This window comes from Bacillus sp. FSL M8-0071, assembly GCF_037975455.1.
Taxonomy (GTDB): domain Bacteria; phylum Bacillota; class Bacilli; order Bacillales; family Bacillaceae; genus Bacillus; species Bacillus subtilis.
The window spans coordinates 2,394,936-2,412,911 of record NZ_CP150256.1; the positions used below are offsets into that span (position 1 = coordinate 2,394,936).

The 17,976-nt window shown below is 43.7% G+C and carries 22 protein-coding genes and 1 riboswitch; of the genes, 7 read left to right on the forward strand and 15 right to left on the reverse strand.

The annotated features are described in order from the left end of the window. Positions 1-6: 6 nt before the first annotated feature. The 8 genes from spoIIIAC to MKX71_RS12195 form a co-directional block, all read right to left on the reverse strand. On the reverse strand, positions 7-213 hold the full coding sequence (spoIIIAC, locus tag MKX71_RS12160) for a stage III sporulation protein AC (protein ID WP_003153142.1): 207 nt from the start codon (positions 211-213) through the stop codon (positions 7-9). A gap of 22 nt (positions 214-235) precedes the next feature. Then, on the reverse strand, positions 236-751 hold the full coding sequence (gene spoIIIAB, locus MKX71_RS12165; RefSeq protein WP_339231163.1) for a stage III sporulation protein SpoIIIAB: 516 nt from the start codon (positions 749-751) through the stop codon (positions 236-238). Next, positions 745-1,668: a stage III sporulation protein AA gene (gene spoIIIAA, locus MKX71_RS12170; protein WP_247470557.1), complete on the reverse strand. Its 924-nt coding sequence runs from the start codon at positions 1,666-1,668 to the stop codon at positions 745-747. The genes spoIIIAB and spoIIIAA overlap by 7 nt, the downstream gene beginning before the upstream one ends. Before the next feature lie 75 nt (positions 1,669-1,743). Then, complete coding sequence (locus MKX71_RS12175; RefSeq protein WP_106073560.1) at positions 1,744-2,025, reverse strand: YqhV family protein; 282 nt, start codon at positions 2,023-2,025, stop codon at positions 1,744-1,746. A gap of 144 nt (positions 2,026-2,169) precedes the next feature. Continuing rightward, complete coding sequence (efp, locus tag MKX71_RS12180; protein WP_003226377.1) at positions 2,170-2,727, reverse strand: elongation factor P; 558 nt, start codon at positions 2,725-2,727, stop codon at positions 2,170-2,172. Positions 2,728-2,751: 24 nt separating this feature from the next. Beyond that, positions 2,752-3,813, reverse strand: coding sequence for an aminopeptidase PapA (papA, locus tag MKX71_RS12185; protein WP_003230224.1), 1,062 nt, complete (start codon positions 3,811-3,813; stop codon positions 2,752-2,754). Then, complete coding sequence (gene aroQ / locus MKX71_RS12190; RefSeq protein WP_003230223.1) at positions 3,810-4,256, reverse strand: type II 3-dehydroquinate dehydratase; 447 nt, start codon at positions 4,254-4,256, stop codon at positions 3,810-3,812. Before aroQ ends, papA begins: the two co-directional genes overlap by 4 nt. Positions 4,257-4,342: 86 nt before the next feature. Next, complete coding sequence (locus tag MKX71_RS12195) at positions 4,343-4,879, reverse strand: YqhR family membrane protein (protein WP_003230222.1); 537 nt, start codon at positions 4,877-4,879, stop codon at positions 4,343-4,345. A 226-nt stretch (positions 4,880-5,105) separates the two neighbouring features. Here MKX71_RS12195 and MKX71_RS12200 point away from each other — a divergent pair, with 226 nt between their 5' ends. Both MKX71_RS12200 and MKX71_RS12205 read left to right on the forward strand, forming a co-directional pair. Continuing rightward, positions 5,106-6,062: a DUF1385 domain-containing protein gene (locus MKX71_RS12200; protein ID WP_339231168.1), complete on the forward strand. Its 957-nt coding sequence runs from the start codon at positions 5,106-5,108 to the stop codon at positions 6,060-6,062. Positions 6,063-6,101: 39 nt separating this feature from the next. Continuing rightward, positions 6,102-6,497, forward strand: coding sequence for an SA1362 family protein (locus MKX71_RS12205; protein WP_003226367.1), 396 nt, complete (start codon positions 6,102-6,104; stop codon positions 6,495-6,497). Here the strand turns inward: MKX71_RS12205 and MKX71_RS12210 are convergent. The 3 genes from MKX71_RS12210 to lipM form a co-directional block, all read right to left on the reverse strand. Continuing rightward, positions 6,494-7,369, reverse strand: a complete 876-nt coding sequence (locus MKX71_RS12210; RefSeq protein WP_015251724.1) for a patatin-like phospholipase family protein — start codon at positions 7,367-7,369, stop codon at positions 6,494-6,496. The genes MKX71_RS12205 and MKX71_RS12210 overlap by 4 nt on opposite strands. Before the next feature lie 125 nt (positions 7,370-7,494). Further along, positions 7,495-7,923, reverse strand: coding sequence for a transcriptional regulator MntR (gene mntR / locus MKX71_RS12215; RefSeq protein WP_003236923.1), 429 nt, complete (start codon positions 7,921-7,923; stop codon positions 7,495-7,497). Between the two features lie 99 nt (positions 7,924-8,022). Beyond that, a complete protein-coding gene (gene lipM, locus MKX71_RS12220) occupies positions 8,023-8,859 on the reverse strand; it encodes an octanoyltransferase LipM (RefSeq protein ID WP_339231170.1) in 837 nt (278 codons plus the stop codon). A 190-nt stretch (positions 8,860-9,049) separates the two neighbouring features. On the opposite strand from lipM, the gene MKX71_RS12225 reads away from it, so the two are divergent. Then, the gene (locus MKX71_RS12225) at positions 9,050-9,430 is read left to right on the forward strand and encodes a rhodanese-like domain-containing protein (protein ID WP_339231172.1); all 381 of its coding nucleotides are present in this window, start codon (positions 9,050-9,052) and stop codon (positions 9,428-9,430) included. Between the two features lie 34 nt (positions 9,431-9,464). Here the strand turns inward: MKX71_RS12225 and gcvPB are convergent, their stop codons facing one another. The 3 genes from gcvPB to gcvT are packed head-to-tail and all read right to left on the reverse strand — an operon-like array spanning position 9,465 to position 13,388. After that, positions 9,465-10,931: an aminomethyl-transferring glycine dehydrogenase subunit GcvPB gene (gene gcvPB, locus MKX71_RS12230; protein WP_339231173.1), complete on the reverse strand. Its 1,467-nt coding sequence runs from the start codon at positions 10,929-10,931 to the stop codon at positions 9,465-9,467. Further along, a complete protein-coding gene (gene gcvPA / locus MKX71_RS12235; RefSeq protein ID WP_029317920.1) occupies positions 10,924-12,270 on the reverse strand; it encodes an aminomethyl-transferring glycine dehydrogenase subunit GcvPA in 1,347 nt (448 codons plus the stop codon). The genes gcvPB and gcvPA overlap by 8 nt, the downstream gene beginning before the upstream one ends. Before the next feature lie 29 nt (positions 12,271-12,299). Continuing rightward, entirely contained in the window at positions 12,300-13,388 is a 1,089-nt protein-coding gene (gene gcvT, locus MKX71_RS12240; RefSeq protein WP_339231175.1) for a glycine cleavage system aminomethyltransferase GcvT, read from the reverse strand. Positions 13,389-13,559: 171 nt separating this feature from the next. Continuing rightward, positions 13,560-13,661: riboswitch (glycine riboswitch) on the reverse strand. Between the two features lie 168 nt (positions 13,662-13,829). Between gcvT and MKX71_RS12245 the strand changes: the two genes are divergently transcribed. The 4 genes from MKX71_RS12245 (at position 13,830) to sinR (ending at position 17,042) form a co-directional block, all read left to right on the forward strand. Continuing rightward, positions 13,830-15,503: an SNF2-related protein gene (locus tag MKX71_RS12245; RefSeq protein ID WP_029726726.1), complete on the forward strand. Its 1,674-nt coding sequence runs from the start codon at positions 13,830-13,832 to the stop codon at positions 15,501-15,503. A 20-nt stretch (positions 15,504-15,523) separates the two neighbouring features. Further along, positions 15,524-16,318 carry a YqhG family protein gene (locus MKX71_RS12250; protein ID WP_003230200.1) on the forward strand — a complete coding sequence of 265 codons (795 nt, stop codon included), beginning with the start codon at positions 15,524-15,526 and terminating at the stop codon, positions 16,316-16,318. A gap of 181 nt (positions 16,319-16,499) precedes the next feature. Beyond that, complete coding sequence (locus MKX71_RS12255; protein ID WP_003230187.1) at positions 16,500-16,673, forward strand: anti-repressor SinI family protein; 174 nt, start codon at positions 16,500-16,502, stop codon at positions 16,671-16,673. Between the two features lie 33 nt (positions 16,674-16,706). Next, positions 16,707-17,042, forward strand: a complete 336-nt coding sequence (gene sinR / locus MKX71_RS12260) for a transcriptional regulator SinR (protein WP_003226345.1) — start codon at positions 16,707-16,709, stop codon at positions 17,040-17,042. A 92-nt stretch (positions 17,043-17,134) separates the two neighbouring features. Here sinR and tasA read toward each other — a convergent pair whose 3' ends face one another. Further along, a complete protein-coding gene (tasA, locus tag MKX71_RS12265; RefSeq protein ID WP_014664586.1) occupies positions 17,135-17,920 on the reverse strand; it encodes a biofilm matrix protein TasA in 786 nt (261 codons plus the stop codon). Positions 17,921-17,976: the final 56 nt, after the last annotated feature.

The following is a 17,976-nucleotide window of genomic DNA, read 5'->3' on the forward strand; positions in this document are numbered from 1 at the left end:
GCCCCCCTATCCTTGGAATAAAAACACAGCTTTTATCTTTTTAAATAGGTCATCTACAATCGTGGCGACCATAAATAAAATATAGATAAAACCTAACAGCGTCACCCACTGAGCGTATTCTTTCTTGCCCATCTGATCCAATATCGTGTGTAAAAAAGCGACCACGATTCCCACTCCGGCAATTTGAAATATGACATTCACGTCTACTCCCATTTTATTTTTGCTCCCCTCACGTTTACATCAATAGAAGAATGAGTAACAAGCCCGCTAAAAAGCCCAAACTTTTTATCATTTTTTCATTTTTCGCTTGCGCCTGCTCAGCATCCGCTTCAGAGGCTTCCAAATGTGTCAGCGCCAGCTTGATGTGCTTTTGCTGAGAGATTCGATCATGAATCCCGAGCGTCTCGCCAAACTGCTTCAGCACTTCGTATTCGCTTTTTTTCAAAGACAGGGTGTCCCATACCTTCTTTAAGCTTTGCTCCCACGCCGTTTTCGCGGAATCACTTCCCTTGTCCAGCTGATCACTGAATTCGGAAAAAAGAGCTGAAACAGGCTGTGCGAGCTGTTTGGCAATCTGCTGTGAAGCAGTATGAAGCGGTGTATGGCCGTACATGATTTCAGCCTCGAGGGATTGAAGCGCCGCACGCAGCTGGCGGATTTGCCGCGGCCGTTCTGTATAAATCTTCGCCATCTCAAAACCTGTCCATGTTGTCGCTACCACAATAAATACAGCGCCCAGCAGCTTCAGCATGTTTTCACGCCCGTCGTCCTAGACAGCACATTTCCGTCTTTGTCATAAATTTGGCTCACTGTGCCCGGCCCTTTTGCTCTTGATAATTCCAAATAGCGGTCAAAGGCTCTTTCTTCCCACAAACGCTTCAATGAAGGCCGCTTCATCAGGTCGGATATGCTCCAGCCATGCGCCGATACGATTACTGAAACACCGGCATGCAGCGCCTCCAGAAGTGCATCTGTATCTTCCATACGCCCGATTTCATCGACAATCATCACCTCAGGGCTCATGGATCGAATCATCATCATCAGCCCTTCAGCTTTTGGACAGGCGTCTAACACGTCAATTCTCTGACCAAATTGATGCTGCGGAATACCGCGAAGACATCCGGCAATTTCTGACCGTTCATCGACGATTCCTGTCTTTACGGGCAGCATGGTTTTTTTGCCGGTGCTTGAGAGCCTCGCAAGGTCCCGGAGAAGTGTTGTTTTGCCGGTTTGGGGCGGTCCGATAATCAGCGTATTCAGCCAGCTGTCTTGATATAAATATGGAAGCAGCGGCTCCGCAATCCCCAGCTTTTGCCGGGCAATTCGTATATTAAAAGATGCGATGTCACGGAGGCCTTTCACACCTCCGTTTTCCGTAATGACTCTGCCCGCCAGTCCGACTCTGTGGCCGCCTCTGATCGTGACATACCCTTTCTTTAGCTCTTCTTCTAGTGTATACATACTATAGTTGCTGAGCCGGCTCAGGATCAGATGGGCATCCTCGGCCGTGCCCGCATAGGACAAATAAACAGGTTGTCCTCTTCGAATCAATTCAACAGGGCGGTTGATCCGAATTCTGACTTCTTCGATTTCCAGCCATTGTTGTTCCGGTATTTCAGAAAGGGCGTTTTTCATGGATTCAGGGAGAACCTCAGCGATTTCATTCAACAGAGCCTCCTCCTTTCTACCGATTGGCTTCTTTAAAATGTATGACGTGAGGCAGACTTTATGACAAGCCTCTCTTTATTTATGAACACCCGCCAAAATCAAAACAACACCCGTAAAAATCAGAATCAGCTTTGCATACGAAAGCTGCCCGGCAATTTGGTAGATTCCGACAGTCATCGTAATGATAAAAATCAACGGACCGACAATAGCGAGAATGCCGTTAACCACAACCGCCTTCCGGACATCGTTGGTTACAAGCATGACAATTGCTGCCGTCAGCTCAATCATAGAGGATAAAACTCGTAATCCCGCCATTGTTAAAACAGTAGAATTGATATTTCCAAGTAAAAATTTCATAGCACTCTCCCAACCTCCCATTTTTTTATATGATATGCTCTAGCTTGCTGAAGTAGTCTTGTCATTTTCGTATAAAAGAAAGATTCTGTTTTTGGGCACAAAAAAAGCCTGCTCCCATTTGGGAACAGACTTCTTTTTTTCTTTCTATGCTCTTGAAACGTAAGAACCGTCTGATGTATTGACAACAAGTGTGTCGCCTTCATTCACAAAGAACGGCACGTTTACAACAAGCCCGGTTTCAGTTTTCGCAGGTTTTGTACCGCCTGACGCTGTATCACCTTTAATACCAGGTTCAGTTTCAACAACTTTCAGCTCAACTGTGTTTGGAAGTTCGATACCAAGTGTTTCATCCTGGTACATCATGATATGCACAGACATGTTTTCTAGCAGGTATTTTAATTCTTCTTCGATTTGAGTTGCGCTCAGTTCAAGCTGCTCATAAGAAGAAGTATCCATAAATACGTGCTGATCTCCGTTTGCATATAGATATTGCATTGTTTTGGTTTCGATTTGCGCTTTCGCTACTTTTTCACCAGCGCGGAATGTTTTTTCCTGAATGGCGCCAGTGCGAAGGTTGCGGAGTTTAGAGCGGACAAATGCCGCACCTTTTCCAGGTTTTACGTGCTGGAAGTCAACGACGCGCCAAATGCCGCCATCTACTTCAATTGTTAATCCTGTACGGAAATCGTTAACTGAAATCATGTTTAATGTCCTCCTATATTCCAATCACAAAATAATAAGTTCTTTTGGGGAATGGGTGATTGTCCGGTTGCCGTTTTCTGTAATCACGATGTCATCTTCAATGCGGACACCGCCTGTTTCTGGTATGTAAATGCCCGGCTCCACTGTGACCACCATACCCGGTTCAAGGATAGCTGAAGATCTGACGGATAATCCCGGCGATTCATGAACTTCCATGCCGAGCCCGTGCCCGGTTGAATGGCCGAAATAGTCACCGTAGCCTTTTGCAGCAATATGATCCCTTGTGAGGGCGTCAGCCTCTTTTCCTGTCATTCCCGGCTTAATATGTGCGACGCCAAGCGCCTGAGCATCAAATACAACCTGATAGATCTCCTTCAATTGATCACTGGGCTGACCTACAGCGACCGTCCGGGTAATATCAGAACAATATCCTTTATAATAAGCGCCAAAATCAAGCGTAACAAGGTCTCCGCTTTCAATCAGTTTGTCACTGGCCACACCGTGCGGAAGGCTTGAACGAAGGCCTGAGGCGACAATCATATCAAAAGAAGAGCTGTCTGCTCCCTGGCTTCTCATATAAAACTCCAGCTCATTGGCAACAGCGATTTCAGAAATGCCGGGTTTCATAAACGTCAAGATATGTCTGAAGGCATCATCTGCAATCTTCGCAGCTTCCTCTAATATCTTAATCTCTTCACTAGACTTAATCAAGCGCAACTTTTCCACGGATTCAGCCACAGGCACTAATTCGGCATCACTGATAACGGCGCTGTATGAAGCGTAAGTGCCATATGTCATGCTGTTCTGTTCAAAGCCGAGACGCTTGATGCCAAACGATTCAACAGTGTCGGCAGTGGTCTGAATCAAGCTGCCGCCATGTTCAATGATCTCAAAACCCTTTACCTGAACCTTCGCCTGCTCAGTATAACGAAAATCCGTAATAAACGCTGCTTTGTCACCCGATATAACAGCCAAACCCGCCGAACCTGTAAACCCTGTCATATAGCGTACATTCGTGTTGCTTGTAATCAGCATGCCGTCAATTCCCAGCTGTCCAAACAGGTTTCTTAATTTCTCTAGCTTCATCTTGATTCTCCCCCTTGCTGGCTTAATAAGTAGCGAACAGCAAGCTTGTAGCCTTCAGCTCCAAGACCGACAATCTGCCCTTTCGCAACAGGAGCGATAACCGACTGATGCCTGAATTCTTCCCTGGCGTATAAGTTTGATAAATGCACCTCTACCACAGGAAGACTGATGCTTGAAACAGCATCCCTGATCGCATAGCTGTAATGACTCAGGGCGCCGGGGTTCAGAACAATCCCGCTGTATTGCTCCTCAGCCTCATGTATCGCATCTATCAAATCACCTTCGTGATTAGACTGGAAGAAAGTGAGCTGGATATGTAAGGCTTCAGCAAACTGAAAAAGATCTGTTTCAATATCGGTCAGTGTCTGGCGGCCGAATACTTCAGGCTCACGACTCCCAAGCCGGTTAACATTCGGTCCGTTCAAAATCAAAAAATGAGGCACATAATCTCTCCTTTTTGCGAGGGTTTCTCATGTAAAAAATGTTCACTTCTCGTGAACATTTTATCATACTGGAAAAGGATTATACACTATTCTCTATGCATTCCCAGCGCACGTGCAAGCTTTTCCGAATTCAGCTCATTGTATTCAAATGAAATGGAATACCCGACAAACAGCCCGTAAAGCAAATAAATGCAAATGGTCGTAATAATTGTATCTGATGTCAGTTCGGTCACCGTGCGCACATCTGGAAAAATCGGATTAAAAACAAAAAACACGAGCAGCCAAAGCACCAAGCCGTATAAAATACCCGGCCACATTGTTTTTAAACGTTTCAATAGAAGAAAATAAAGAAATGCTGCGCCAATTGAAATTACTCCAATCAAAATGATGCTGATTACCGTTCCCAGCCCATGTTTTTTCCACTCTCCGAGCACAAACGGCTGCAATATCATATTCGGGCTGATTTCGGAAAAATGAAACAAATATGCGATATAAGCAACGAAACTCCAAAGTACGCCTCCGCAAAAACCTGTTGCCGCCACCCTGCCGGCCATTGAAACAGGCGGCTTTTGCTTCTCATTCAATTCTTCATTTTGTTCTGTATCTTTTTCGCTTGTCATCATGGCACCTCCAGTTAAAGTGTGCCCAAAAAAAGAAATGTCAATAAAAAAGCTCACACTTTTTGACAGCTGCGAGTAAAATTTGAAAATAACGGGTATAATGCATGTAGAAAAAGCAAGGCTATGGCAATTTTTTCAGCTTGTCAATCTAGAGGTTTAGCGCTGTTTCCTGTACAATAGAGTGAAAGGAAATGGTTAGCAATCCTAAAGAAATAGGCAGGTTGATAATATGTCAAAACATAAAGTTCCGCCCGCTTACGGCGGGCAGGCTGTTGTGGAAGGCGTTATGTTTGGCGGAAAGCATCATTACGTTACAGCCATCAGAAGAACGGATGGAAGCATTGACTTTTTTAAGCTTCCACGCAAACACAACCCGAAACTGAACATCGTGAAAAAGATCCCGTTTTTACGGGGGATCGCGGCCATTATCGAAGCGAGTGCAAACGGCACAAAGCATTTGAATTTTTCAAGCGAACGTTACGGGCTCGATCCATCTGAAGACGAGACACTTGAGCAGGAAGAAAAAAAATCCTCCGGGCTGTCTATGTATCTCAGCCTCGCAGTTATAGGCGTCCTATCATTTTTGTTCAGTAAATTCGTATTTACATTGGTTCCAGTTTTCTTAGCTGAACTGACAAGGCCGATTTTTTCCTCGGACACGGCGCAAATCGCGGTTGAAAGCCTGTTTAAGTTGATTTTGCTGCTCGGTTACATCTTTTTTTTGTCCATGACACCGCTTATTAAAAGAGTGTTTCAATATCATGGAGCCGAACATAAAGTCATAAACTGTTATGAACAGAATTTGCCAATTACTGTGGAGAACGTCCAAAACCAATCTCGGCTTCATTACCGCTGCGGATCAAGCTTTATTTTATTTACGATTATTGTCGGCATGTTTGTTTATTTACTCGTTCCGACAGATCCGCTTTGGCTGCGTGTTATAGATCGTGTCGCACTGATACCGGTCGTGCTTGGTATATCCTTTGAAGTTCTGCAGCTGACCAACAAAGTGCGTGACATTCCCGGTCTGAAATTACTTGGGTACCCGGGACTGTGGCTTCAGCTGTTAACCACAAAGGAACCTAAGGATGAACAGGTTGAAGTTGCCATCGAAAGCTTTAACGAACTTCTCAGACTCGAAGCATTGTCTGAGCAAAATCAGAAGCCTTCTCACAACGTCATCTAAAATCCGTTGCCCTGCTATTACTTTCGGAGGTGGACAGTTATGAATCATCGTGTACAACCTATTATTGCTGTATTAATTGCGCTGGGAGCGTTCGGTTTCCTCTATGTGCTGGTAACCAATCCCGGAGAAATGGCAAAAATGGCGGTAACCGTCATCGTGGCAGGTATCATTATTTATTTTATTGTGAAATATGTAATGAATCGAAATGCGGGCAGCGAAGGAGCAGCCTTCAAAAAAGCGGCGAAACAATCGCGGCGCCGGATGAAAGAACAAAAAGCAAAACACCGCGCCGGACATAAGGGACGTGTCAGCCACCTGCGAAGCGTTCCGAGCGCCAGCAAGCCTAAGCCGATGATTCTCAAGAAAAAAAGCCAGACTCAGCTGACTGTTATAGAAGGGAAAAAAAATAAAAAGAAAAACAGAGCGCTTTTTTAATAGGTCCACTGCTTTAAAAACAGCTCTGTCCGTCTTTTACCTAGCTCAATCAGGGCTAGTTTTTTTTGTTGTGTTAAATGAAAATCAGTTGCCATTACGCCATCAACCGGGAGAAAAATGATATTTTGTTCATAGCGTGATGCAATGTGCCTTGCGTCATGGGCATCCTTCATCGTTTCAAACAGGGCGCCGAACAGTTCAAAAGCGTTGCGGATATTTTTTTTCGGACGCTCTCTTTCACGCGGCGCAAGCGTCACACCGATCACAGGGCGCTTTCTTTCCTTTGAAAACAGCCAGATGGGGAAATTGCTTAACACACCTCCGTCGACAACCGTGGCGGTGCCTGTGTCCGTTTTTAATTTTATCGGTTCAAAAAAATACGGAATGCTGCAGCTCATTCTGACCGCTCTGGCAACCGGGAACATATCGGGATTTAACCCGTAACGGGCCAAATCGTCCGGCAAAACAATCATGGTGCCGTTTGTCAGATCAGAAGCAATAAGGCGCAGAGACCCTTTCTGTAAATCGCCGAAAACCCTTATGCCTTTCGCTCTTAACAGATCAGCAATCCATTTTTCTATCGTATCGCCTTTGTATAAGCCAAGACGCCAGTAGATGGACACCCACTGGAGCATTTTTAAGGGGAGAAAAGAGTACCTCTGATCCAGCAATTTCTCTCCGTCCACTTCTTCAATTAAAGCGTGGATTTCCTTACTGGTGTAACCTGACGCAATGAAAGCGGCAATAATGGCGCCCGCGCTTGTACCCGCAACCCTTTTAAAGCGGAAGCCTTTTTCCTCAAGCGCTTCATAAGCGCCTGCAAGCGCAATGCCTTTTACTCCTCCGCCGGAAAACACACCGTCAATATACATATCATTCCCTCCCCCTCCATCCGATCGTTTATTACCATTTTAAGAAAACACGCGAAGAAATAGACCAATGAATGACGGGCGGCGTCAGCGTATCAAAAAAGACGGCCTCCTTCGAGACCGCCTTTTTACTGATTATGATGTTCTGTTTTCTTTTGGATTGATTTCAGATCTTTTTTACGGGCATCATCTTCTTCAAAATATTGAACAAGATCCCCGATGCGATCAATGCTGTTCCAGCTTAAATGATGTTCGATTCCTTCGACATCGTTATATATTTTCTCTTCATCAACACCAATGATTCTTAAAAACTGCTCAAGCAATTCATGTCTGTATACCAGCCGTTTGCCTATTTTTTTCCCTTTAGACGTTAACACGAGACCGCGATATTTTTCATAAATTAAATATTCGTCTTTATCTAGTTTTTGAACCATTTTTGTTACAGAGGAGGGATGGACTGCCAATGCTTCCGCGATATCGGAAACTCGTGCATATCCTTTTTCTTCAATCAGCATATAAATCTGTTCAATATAATCTTCCATACTTGGTGTTGTCATCGAAACACTCCCAAAAAGCACCTTAACTTTATAAACCATTACAAGTTTACACTAATGAACTTGAAAAAACAAGGATGCTCCGCGGGTCAAAAGCCCTGTTTACCGCTTATAATTCCATTCATCTGAAGCGTACTTTGTTTCAGCCAAGTGATGAACAAAATCAAGCTCTTCCTGAGAAAGTTCATATGGCTCCAAATGAATGTTAAGACCTGTTTCAAATCCTTCTTTAAAGGCTTTACGAGCCTCATCCATCGTCACCAGCTTTTCAGTGAGTTCATTAATGGCAACCGCTTTATTTTTGAAATTGCGCTGCATCCGTTCTCTTACTCTTTCACTCGGATATAAGAACAGATCGAACAGCTTATCCTCATCCAAATCAAGCAGAATGGAGCCATGCTGAAGAATCACGCCTTTTTGTCTCGTTTGCGCGCTTCCCGCCACCTTGCGCCCCTCAACCACTAGCTCATACCATGAAGGCGCGTCAAAACAAACAGATGACCGCGGATTTTTTAAGCTTTCTTTTTCTTTTTCAGTTCTCGGGATGGCAAAGTAAGCGTCCAGACCGAGATTTCTAAAGCCTTGAAGTATGCCTTCTGAAATAACCCGGTAAGCCTCAGTAACAGTTGCCGGCATCTCGGGGTGCTCTTCCGAAACAATTACGCTGTATGTCAGTTCCTGATCGTGCAGCACACCTCTCCCGCCGGTCGGGCGTCTGACGAATCCGAGATTATATTTATGTACTGCTTCAAAATTGATTTCCTTTTTAATATTTTGAAAATACCCTACAGAAAGTGTCGCCGGATTCCAGCCGTAAAAACGGATAACCGGGGGGATTTTCTTTTCGCTGTGCCAATATAAAAGCGCTTCATCAAGCGCCATATTGAATGCAGGACTTGCATTGCCTGAGTCTATAAACCGCCAAATTTCTTTTTGCATTTTAAGACCTTCCTTACCGTTTTAATAGAATTAGTTTATCAAACTGTCGGGAAAATGAAAAATATTTTAGTTCCATTATAGATGACAATCACGCTGTGCTTTACTATAATAGTATTTGTCGAAAACGGCTCTATGACCTTGTTTTATGAAGCAGGGTTTTGATTTTATATGCTAAAGGAGTAGAATCACATTGTCTAATATGATCGTTTTGATTATTTTTGCTGCGTTTATCATCTATATGATTGCTTCATATGTCTATCAGCAGCGAATTATGAAAACACTTACCGAAGAAGAATTCCGCGCGGGTTACCGCAAAGCGCAGCTTATTGATGTTCGTGAGCCAAATGAGTTTGAGGGCGGACATATTTTAGGCGCCCGCAACATCCCGCTTTCCCAGCTGAAACAGAGAAAAAATGAGATCCGTACGGACAAGCCTGTTTACCTGTACTGCCAAAACAGTGTCCGCAGCGGACGCGCGGCACAAACCCTGCGCAAAAACGGCTGCACTGAGATTTACAACCTAAAAGGCGGCTTTAAAAAATGGGGCGGAAAGATTAAAGCGAAGCAATAAAGCAAACAGCTGTCTACCAGACAGCTGTTTTTATTTATCTTTCTTCCGCCTCGTATCTGAGCACTGGGTGTCTCGCCGCTTTTGTTTCATCCATTCTTTTTACAATCGTTGTATGCGGGGCCTCCTGAACAAGCTCCGGATTCTCCTCCGCTTCTTTTGCGATTTGAATCATAGCATCAATAAACGCGTCCAGTGTTTCCTTTGATTCGGTCTCTGTCGGCTCGATCATGATGCATTCTTCAACATTAAGCGGGAAATAAATCGTCGGCGGATGATAGCCGAAATCAAGAAGCCGTTTTGCTATATCAAGCGTACGCACTCCCAGCTTTTTCTGCCGCTTCCCTGATAATACAAATTCATGCTTGCAATGGCGGTCAAACGGAAGATCGTAATAAGGCGCGAGCTTTCTCATCATATAGTTGGCGTTTAACACTGCGTTCTCAGTAACAGCCTTTAATCCGTCAGGCCCCATGGAGCAAATATACGTATACGCTCTCACATTAATGCCAAAGTTGCCGTAATACGGCTTCACACGGCCAATCGCATGAGGGCGGTCATAATCAAACGTAAAGCGCCCCTCTTTTTTGACTAAAACTGGCTTTGGCAAATAAGGAATCAGATCTTTTTTTACGCCGACAGGGCCTGAGCCGGGGCCTCCGCCGCCATGAGGGCCTGTGAATGTTTTATGCAGGTTGAGGTGCACCACGTCAAATCCCATATCTCCAGGTCTCGCCTTGCTTAAAACGGCATTTAAATTAGCGCCGTCATAATACAGTTTCCCCCCCGCTTGGTGTACAATTTCCGCCATCTCTGTAATCTGCTCCTCAAACAAGCCGAGCGTGTTCGGATTCGTCAGCATAAGCGCTGCAGTTTCTTCATTCACTGCTCTTTTTAAATCCTCTAAATCAACAAGCCCTTTTTCATTCGATTTCACCGTAACGGTTTCAAAGCCTGCTACTGTCGCTGATGCAGGATTCGTCCCATGCGCGGAATCAGGGACAATGACCTTCGTCCGCTTGAAATCCCCGCGAGCTTCATGATAGGCACGGATCATCATCAGCCCCGTCCATTCGCCGTGCGCTCCGGCAGCAGGCTGAAGCGTAACCTCATCCATTCCCGTTATTTCTTCAAGGTGCTTGCTTAAATCATATAAAAGCTCTAATGCGCCTTGCACCGTGTCTTCATCCTGAAGGGGATGAATCGCAGCAAAACCAGGTATACGCGCGATTTTTTCATTGATTTTCGGATTGTATTTCATCGTGCAAGAACCGAGAGGATAAAAACCGGAATCCACCCCGTGATTGCGTTTGGACAGCGCTGTATAATGGCGCATGATGTCCAGCTCTGAAACCTCCGGCAGCGCTGCGTCTTCGTCACGAATATAGGTGTCTGACAAGAGGTCCTCCAATTCGATTTCCGGTACATCGAGCTCCGGCAGACTGTAGCCGATTCGGCCTTCTCTTGAAAGTTCAAAAATAAGTGCCTGGTCCTGATTACTCATGGCGATCCCCCAATTCCTGAATGAGTGCGTCAATTTCTTCTTTTGTTCTCAGCTCCGTTACAGCAATCAGCATATGGCAGTCAAGCTCCGGATACGTCAATCCAAGATCATATCCGCCAATCATGCCTTTTGCCAGCAAACGCTTGTTCACAGCTCTCACCGGCTCATCCAGTTTGATGACAAATTCATTAAACATCGGCCCATCAAACATAACGGTAAGGCCTGCTTTTTTTGCTTCTTGCTTTGCATAGTTGGCTTTTAAGAGATTTTGGCGGGCTATATCTTTTACGCCGTTTTTTCCGAGAGCAGTCATGGCCACTGATGCTGCCAGCGCATTTAAAGCTTGGTTCGAGCATATATTTGATGTTGCTTTATCCCGGCGGATATGCTGCTCCCTGGCTTGCAGGGTAAGCACAAAGCCTCTTTTTCCGTTTTCGTCTTCCGTTTGTCCGACGAGACGGCCCGGCACCTTTCTCATTAATTTTTTAGTAACGGCAAAAAAGCCGCAATGCGGGCCGCCGTATGCTGAAGGAATGCCGAAAGGCTGCGCATCACCGACGACGATATCAGACTGAAACTTGCCCGGCGGAGTGAGAAGACCAAGCGCCAGCGGGTTGGCTGAAACAATAAACATGGATTTCCCTTGATGAGCGATAGGCTCAATATCCTTTAGCGGCTCGATCCGGCCGAAAAAATTCGGGTATTGAACGATCACTGCGGCTGTGTTCTCGCAAACGGTTTGACGCAATGCATCAAGATCCGTAACGCCATCCGCAGCGGGTACTTCAACAACATCAATATACTGACCTTTTGCGTACGTTTTCAGCACCTCTCGCGATTCAGGATGCACGGTTTTTGACACAACAATTTTTTTCTTTTTCGTGTGGCCTGAAGCAAGCATTGCTGCTTCTGCCAAGGCTGTTCCGCCGTCATACATCGAGGAGTTGGCGATATCCATGCCTGTCAGTTCACAGATCATCGTTTGGAATTCAAAAATAGCCTGGAGCTCTCCTTGTGAAATCTCTGGCTGATAAGGCGTATATGCGGTATAAAACTCAGAGCGCGAAATGACATGATCCACAATGACAGGCTGATAGTGGTCATATACACCCGCTCCTAAGAAAGAAGCGTATTGTACGGTATCACGATTTTTAGAGGCCAGCTTTGTCAGTTCTCTTGTTAATTCTGTCTCTGATTTCGCTTTTTTGATTTGATACTCTTTTTTATATTTGACGTTTTCCGGTATATCAGCAAATAAATCATCGATGCTGCTTACGCCGATAGTAGCAAGCATCTCCTGTTTATCCTTTTCTGTTGCGGGCAAATAACGGTGCTTCATGTGTTGTCTCCTCTCTCCAAGAAAAAATATTAGCGTTTATAAAATGGTGTTTTGACAACCTTTGCTTTCACTAATTTTTTGCGTATCTCTACATCTACAACAGTCCCGATCTCACTCGTTTCCGAATCAATTAAGGCAAGGCCGACGTTTTTTCCTAATGTCGGTGACTGCGTGCCGGTTGTCACCTTTCCGACAGACCTGCCATTTTGGAAAACCTCATATCCGTGCCGCGGTATCCCTTTTTCAATCATTTCGAGACCGACAAGTTTGCGCTTCGCTCCGTTTTCTTTTTGTTCACTCAATACTGACTTACCAAAAAAGTCAGACTCCTTTTTGTGCTTTACAGCAAAGCCTATACCTGCTTCAATCGGTGTAATATCCCGGGTCAGCTCCTGACCGTAGAGCGGGAGCTTCGCTTCAAACCGGAGTGTATCACGTGCACCGAGACCGCATGGAATCAATCCGTATGCATCCCCTGCATCGATGATTTTTTTCCAAATATGCATAGCATCATCACTGCGGCAGTAAATTTCATACCCGTCTTCTCCCGTATAGCCAGTGCGTGAAATAAGTGCTTTGCGGCCGCTGATATCGGCTTCATCAATAAACGCAAACGGCTTTAATGCAGACACATCTGCATCTGTCAGATTTTTTAAGATCGCTTCTGCTTTCGGTCCCTGTACAGCCAAGAGCGCGATTTGATCTGACTGGTTGTCAATCTGCACATCACCTGCTGCATGTTCTTTCATCCAAGCCAAGTCTTTATCTATATTAGAAGCATTAATGACAAGCAGATAGCGGTTCTCTTCTTTTTGATAGATAAGCAAATCATCGACGGTTCCGCCATCCGGGTAACACATCGCTGTATATTGAGCACGGCCTGGCGTTAACGCGGAAACATCATTTGTCATCAATCTTTGCAAAAAAGACAGACTGTCGTTCCCTGACACTTCGACTTCTCCCATATGAGATACATCAAACAAACCGGCTGCAGTTCGGACAGCCTCGTGTTCTTTTTTTATAGAAGAAAATTGAACAGGAAGCTCCCAGCCTCCGAAATCAATCGTTTTTCCTCCATATTCCTTATACAGGTCAAATAACGGCGTTCTGTTCAGCATCTAATTCCTCCCCTTTATCAACGGCGCAGCTAAAAAACATACAAAAAAGGACAGAGAAACACCTCATGTAAAATGAAGGTTCTCTGTCCTGGCACCTGAAAGTTTACTTTGCATACGCAAAGACGTCCCCTTTGGTGGTTTGCGCATCCGCACAAACACTCTCCAGAGTTGCGTCGAGCAAGAGTTCTTTTGCCTGAGAGATTCACTCCGCAGTTTGCTCCTTCGGCGCCTGTATCCCGAGGTTTTCGGTCAGGTCTCTCCCCTTGCTGTCATTCGCTCATATTTTCATGCTGTTATGGACATACTATAGCAATATCTTACATCAAATACATACTCATATCCTACCATCATCACTATATGCTGGGCAACAGCAATTTGGGCAGATTTTTCTTATATTATTCATCTTAAGAATCGAAGAATAAGAAAGGCGGTTTCAAAGCAATGAATACAGAAATGATCTACGATGCAAAATGGCCTGAAGAATTTGCTGAAAGACTGAAAAACGATGGCCCTTGGGCAAACTGGGAACTGTACAAGCTCTCTGCAGAAATCCAGAAAACATTAGCAATTCCAGATTTTGAAGGCTTACGGGCTCCTTTATATCTGCCTTCCTTTACGCCGCTCCCCCACCAGCTTGAAGTGGCGCAAAAAGTGGTTGAAAAAATGAACGGGAAAGCGATTTTAGCAGATGAGGTTGGTCTCGGGAAAACGGTTGAAGCTGGACTGATTCTAAAAGAATATATGATTCGCGGGTTAGCAAAAAAAATTTTGATCCTTGTGCCCGCTTCCCTTGTGTCACAGTGGGTCAAAGAGCTTCAGGAAAAATTTTTGATTCCGGCTGTTGAACAAAAGAAAAGCTATGTGTGGGAGCAATGCGATATTGTCGTCTCATCAATAGACACCGCGAAGCGCTCGCCCCATCGAGAAATCGTTCTGTCTATCCCATATGATCTTGTCATTATTGATGAGGCACACAAACTGAAAAATAGCAAAACGAAGAACTATGAATTTGTCCGGAATCTCGTAAAAAAATATTGCCTGCTTCTTACCGCGACGCCAATCCAGAACCGTATCGAAGAGATTTTCAATTTGGTGTCCTTATTAAAACCCGGCCATTTAGGCAGTCAGAATCACTTTCAGGAGGAGTTCGCCAAGAAGAAATCCAGTTTAGAAGCGCATGAACATTTAAAAGATCTTGTGAATAAAGTCATGATCCGTAACAGGCGGCATGATACAGGGCTGAATTGGAAACAGCGCCATGTTGAAACAGTGCCGATTCAATTTTCTCCATCAGAGCAGGCGCTTTATGATGAAATTTCTCGCTTGAAGGACAGTATCAATAAACCAGCCAGCATGTTCTCGATTATGACCTTGCAAAGAGAATGCTGTTCGAGCAGAGAAGCGGTATATATGACGCTGAAAAAGATGCTAGATCAAAAAGAGAAACAAGCACCTGCCATTGATGAGGATACGATTTCAGTTTTAATAGATCGCATCAATCAAGTGACACAAAACTCTAAAGCGCTTCAAGTCGTTGATTTAATCAAAAAGATCGACGATAAGGTCATCATTTTTACAGAATACCGTGCAACCCAGATTTATCTGCAGTGGTTTCTTCAGCAAAACGGCATCAGTTCTGTGCCGTTTAGAGGCGGATTTAAACGTGGAAAAAAAGACTGGATGAAGGATCTTTTCCGCGGAAAAATCCAAGTCCTTATTGCAACTGAAGCAGGCGGTGAGGGAATTAACCTGCAATTTTGCAATCACATGATCAACTATGACCTGCCATGGAATCCGATGCGGCTTGAGCAAAGAATCGGAAGAATTCACAGACTCGGGCAGGAGCGTGACGTGCATATTTATAACATGGCGACAAAACATACGGTAGAAGAGCATATTCTAAAGCTTTTATATGAAAAAATTCATTTGTTTGAAAAAGTGGTCGGTGAACTTGATGATATTTTAACGAAAATTCAAGTGAACAATTTTGAAGAGCATCTGCATGACATTTTGTATCACTCAGCAACAGAAGAAGAAATGAAAATAAAAATGGATAACTTAACCTCATTTTTGTCTTATAAAAAACAGCAGCCTGCTGAAAAAAGAGGATCTTAGCCTGTAAGGAGGTTTTATTAGTGAGACAGCAAGAGGTTCACGATTTTCTGCTGCGTTTTTTTCAAGCAAACAGCTGCCAAATCGTCGATCAAGGCTTAGGCTATATGACAGTGCAGCTTACAGTTGAAATGGACAAACAAATCATGAACCGCCCTTTCTACTGGCATTGGCGCGAGAAGACAGGCGGTGATCCGAATCCAATGAAAATCACTTTTATTACAGATAAAGAAAATGCGCCAAAAGACCTAGATGGTGAATTTATATATTTTGGGGCCCCGCGTCTTTTTCAAATATTTAAAGCTGTTAAACAAAATGGGAGATTTACCAGAATGTATGAGAAAATTGAATCAGCCGGAGCTAAAGTCCCACTTCAGCCTTGGCTTGGTATAAATGTCACGATTTCATACCAGTCCGACATGAAAAAGGATAAGTTATTGTCACTAGGTCTTCACCTAGTCTCTGGAACGATAATTGAAGATTTTCAAAGCAAGCTGACCCAGTTTTCACTGACGTCTCAAATATGTGACTATTGCTTCACCATTTCACCTATGATCAAACCAGAAAGCGGACTTAAGCGTATGGAAAACTATATTTCCAAATCCGCTATGCAGGAGCCGTCCGACTGGGCGGAACAGGCGGTTAACAGGTGGAAGAATGATATGACATTGCTTGATAAGTTTTACGAGCATATAGAAGAAAAACCAGAAGAATACCATCTAGAAAAACAGGCGCTGAAAACCTTGTATCAACCAAAGATATCAGTTGAAATTGAAAATGGCGGATTGTTTTATCTGCAAAATAATATTTCAAGCTAACTTTTTTACCATTCGACATCATTCTCGTTTTTTTGAGAAAATACGATTATAATAAAGGTATATTGGAAAAAAATTCTGGTGATTTAATGGCAAATGACTTCCAGAGACTAATGAAGCATACAATAAGTCATGGCCGGACTGGCTGAAATACATAAACAAGTATTTTAGGAGGAGAAACTGCATGAAGAATGCAAAACAAGAGCACTTTGAATTGGATCAAGAATGGGTTGAATTAATGGTGGAAGCCAAAGAGGCAAATATCAGCCCGGAAGAAATACGAAAATATTTACTTTTAAACAAAAAGTCTGCTCATCCTGGTCCGGCAGCCAGAAGTCATACCGTAAATCCTTTCTGAATGTGCTATAATATCACAAGGAAGGTGATGACATTGATTGGCCAGCGTATTAAACAATACCGTAAAGAAAAAGGCTACTCACTATCAGAACTAGCTGAAAAAGCTGGGGTAGCGAAGTCTTATTTAAGCTCAATAGAACGAAATCTACAAACGAACCCCTCCATTCAATTTCTCGAAAAAGTCTCCGCTGTTCTGGACGTCTCGGTTCATACTTTGCTCGATGAGAAACATGAAACCGAATACGATGGTCAATTAGATAGTGAATGGGAGAAATTGGTTCGCGATGCGATGACATCCGGGGTATCGAAAAAACAATTTCGTGAATTTTTAGATTATCAAAAATGGAGAAAATCCCAAAAAGAGGAGTAGTGCCTGAGCAGAGGCACTAACTCCTCTTTTGTCAATAACCATCGAGACGGCCCAGTATATGAATACTGGGCCGTCTCTTTTTATTGCTGTTATTAATTTTTATCCTCGCTGTGCGCTTTTTCATTTTCTTTCACATAACCGTCTTTATCAGTATGGTCCTTTTTGATTGTCAAGCCGTTCCACTGTGTAGCTTCGAACGAGAATTGAAGCTTAATGGAGTTGCCTTGATATTTATTTTGAACCATAAGCCCGTTTTCATCTTTTGTTTTATCATCTTTGAATTGGATTTCCATTTGAACCTGATCGAAGTCAGTTGGTGTTTTTGGAACACCATCATATTCAGGAGCGGTTTTACCGTCAATTGTTGCTACATTGACTTTACCGCTTGCATGTAAGAATTTAGGGTCTATTTGTTTTTTGATTTTTTCAGCAGCCGCTGCATCATTTTTAGCAGACATCAAATACAAGTCTTTAAGGTTCGCATCATCTAAAATAATGTTTTTCGGGTAACCATTGCCGCCCTCTTTTCCAACTGTCAACAATGTCACTTCAAACTGGCTGAGGAAATCTTCTGGAGATGTATTGCTGCCGCCGTTTGCTTTAAAATCTCCATAATTAAGCGCCATTAAAACTTCTTTGATCGCAAGTGATCCGTTATTTTCAAATTGGAAATCCTTTGTCAACTTATCTCCCGGCTTTAGATTTGATAAGTTCACACTCGCTGAATTCTCTTTAGCAGATAAATCAAGCGTACCTGATGCAAAAGTAGCATCCTTTGATTTAATGTCGTTAAATGCTGCCCATGTTCCTCCTCCAACTAAAGCTAATCCTAGTGCTGCAGAAGCAACTCCTAAACTCAATTTCTTTTTCATACCCATGGTAAACTCCCCTTTTATTGAATGATTTTATATCGAAACCTGTTGCCAGGTTTACA

What these genes read in the sequence shown, in the direction of transcription:
- spoIIIAB (WP_339231163.1), bottom strand. Translation starts at nt 751, where the DNA reads ATGCTGAAGCTGCTGGGCGCTGTATTTATTGTGGTAGCGACAACATGG.
- papA (WP_003230224.1), bottom strand. Translation starts at nt 3,813, where the DNA reads ATGAAGCTAGAGAAATTAAGAAACCTGTTTGGACAGCTGGGAATTGAC.
- MKX71_RS12200 (WP_339231168.1), top strand. Translation starts at nt 5,106, where the DNA reads ATGTCAAAACATAAAGTTCCGCCCGCTTACGGCGGGCAGGCTGTTGTG.
- gcvPB (WP_339231173.1), bottom strand. Translation starts at nt 10,931, where the DNA reads ATGAGTAATCAGGACCAGGCACTTATTTTTGAACTTTCAAGAGAAGGC.
- mntR (WP_003236923.1), bottom strand. Translation starts at nt 7,923, where the DNA reads ATGACAACACCAAGTATGGAAGATTATATTGAACAGATTTATATGCTG.
- MKX71_RS12245 (WP_029726726.1), top strand. Translation starts at nt 13,830, where the DNA reads ATGAATACAGAAATGATCTACGATGCAAAATGGCCTGAAGAATTTGCT.
- MKX71_RS12175 (WP_106073560.1), bottom strand. Translation starts at nt 2,025, where the DNA reads ATGAAATTTTTACTTGGAAATATCAATTCTACTGTTTTAACAATGGCG.
- gcvPA (WP_029317920.1), bottom strand. Translation starts at nt 12,270, where the DNA reads ATGAAGCACCGTTATTTGCCCGCAACAGAAAAGGATAAACAGGAGATG.
- MKX71_RS12205 (WP_003226367.1), top strand. Translation starts at nt 6,102, where the DNA reads ATGAATCATCGTGTACAACCTATTATTGCTGTATTAATTGCGCTGGGA.
- MKX71_RS12210 (WP_015251724.1), bottom strand. Translation starts at nt 7,369, where the DNA reads ATGTATATTGACGGTGTGTTTTCCGGCGGAGGAGTAAAAGGCATTGCG.
- efp (WP_003226377.1), bottom strand. Translation starts at nt 2,727, where the DNA reads ATGATTTCAGTTAACGATTTCCGTACAGGATTAACAATTGAAGTAGAT.
- lipM (WP_339231170.1), bottom strand. Translation starts at nt 8,859, where the DNA reads ATGCAAAAAGAAATTTGGCGGTTTATAGACTCAGGCAATGCAAGTCCT.
- MKX71_RS12255 (WP_003230187.1), top strand. Translation starts at nt 16,500, where the DNA reads ATGAAGAATGCAAAACAAGAGCACTTTGAATTGGATCAAGAATGGGTT.
- spoIIIAC (WP_003153142.1), bottom strand. Translation starts at nt 213, where the DNA reads ATGGGAGTAGACGTGAATGTCATATTTCAAATTGCCGGAGTGGGAATC.
- gcvT (WP_339231175.1), bottom strand. Translation starts at nt 13,388, where the DNA reads ATGCTGAACAGAACGCCGTTATTTGACCTGTATAAGGAATATGGAGGA.
- MKX71_RS12195 (WP_003230222.1), bottom strand. Translation starts at nt 4,879, where the DNA reads ATGATGACAAGCGAAAAAGATACAGAACAAAATGAAGAATTGAATGAG.
- tasA (WP_014664586.1), bottom strand. Translation starts at nt 17,920, where the DNA reads ATGGGTATGAAAAAGAAATTGAGTTTAGGAGTTGCTTCTGCAGCACTA.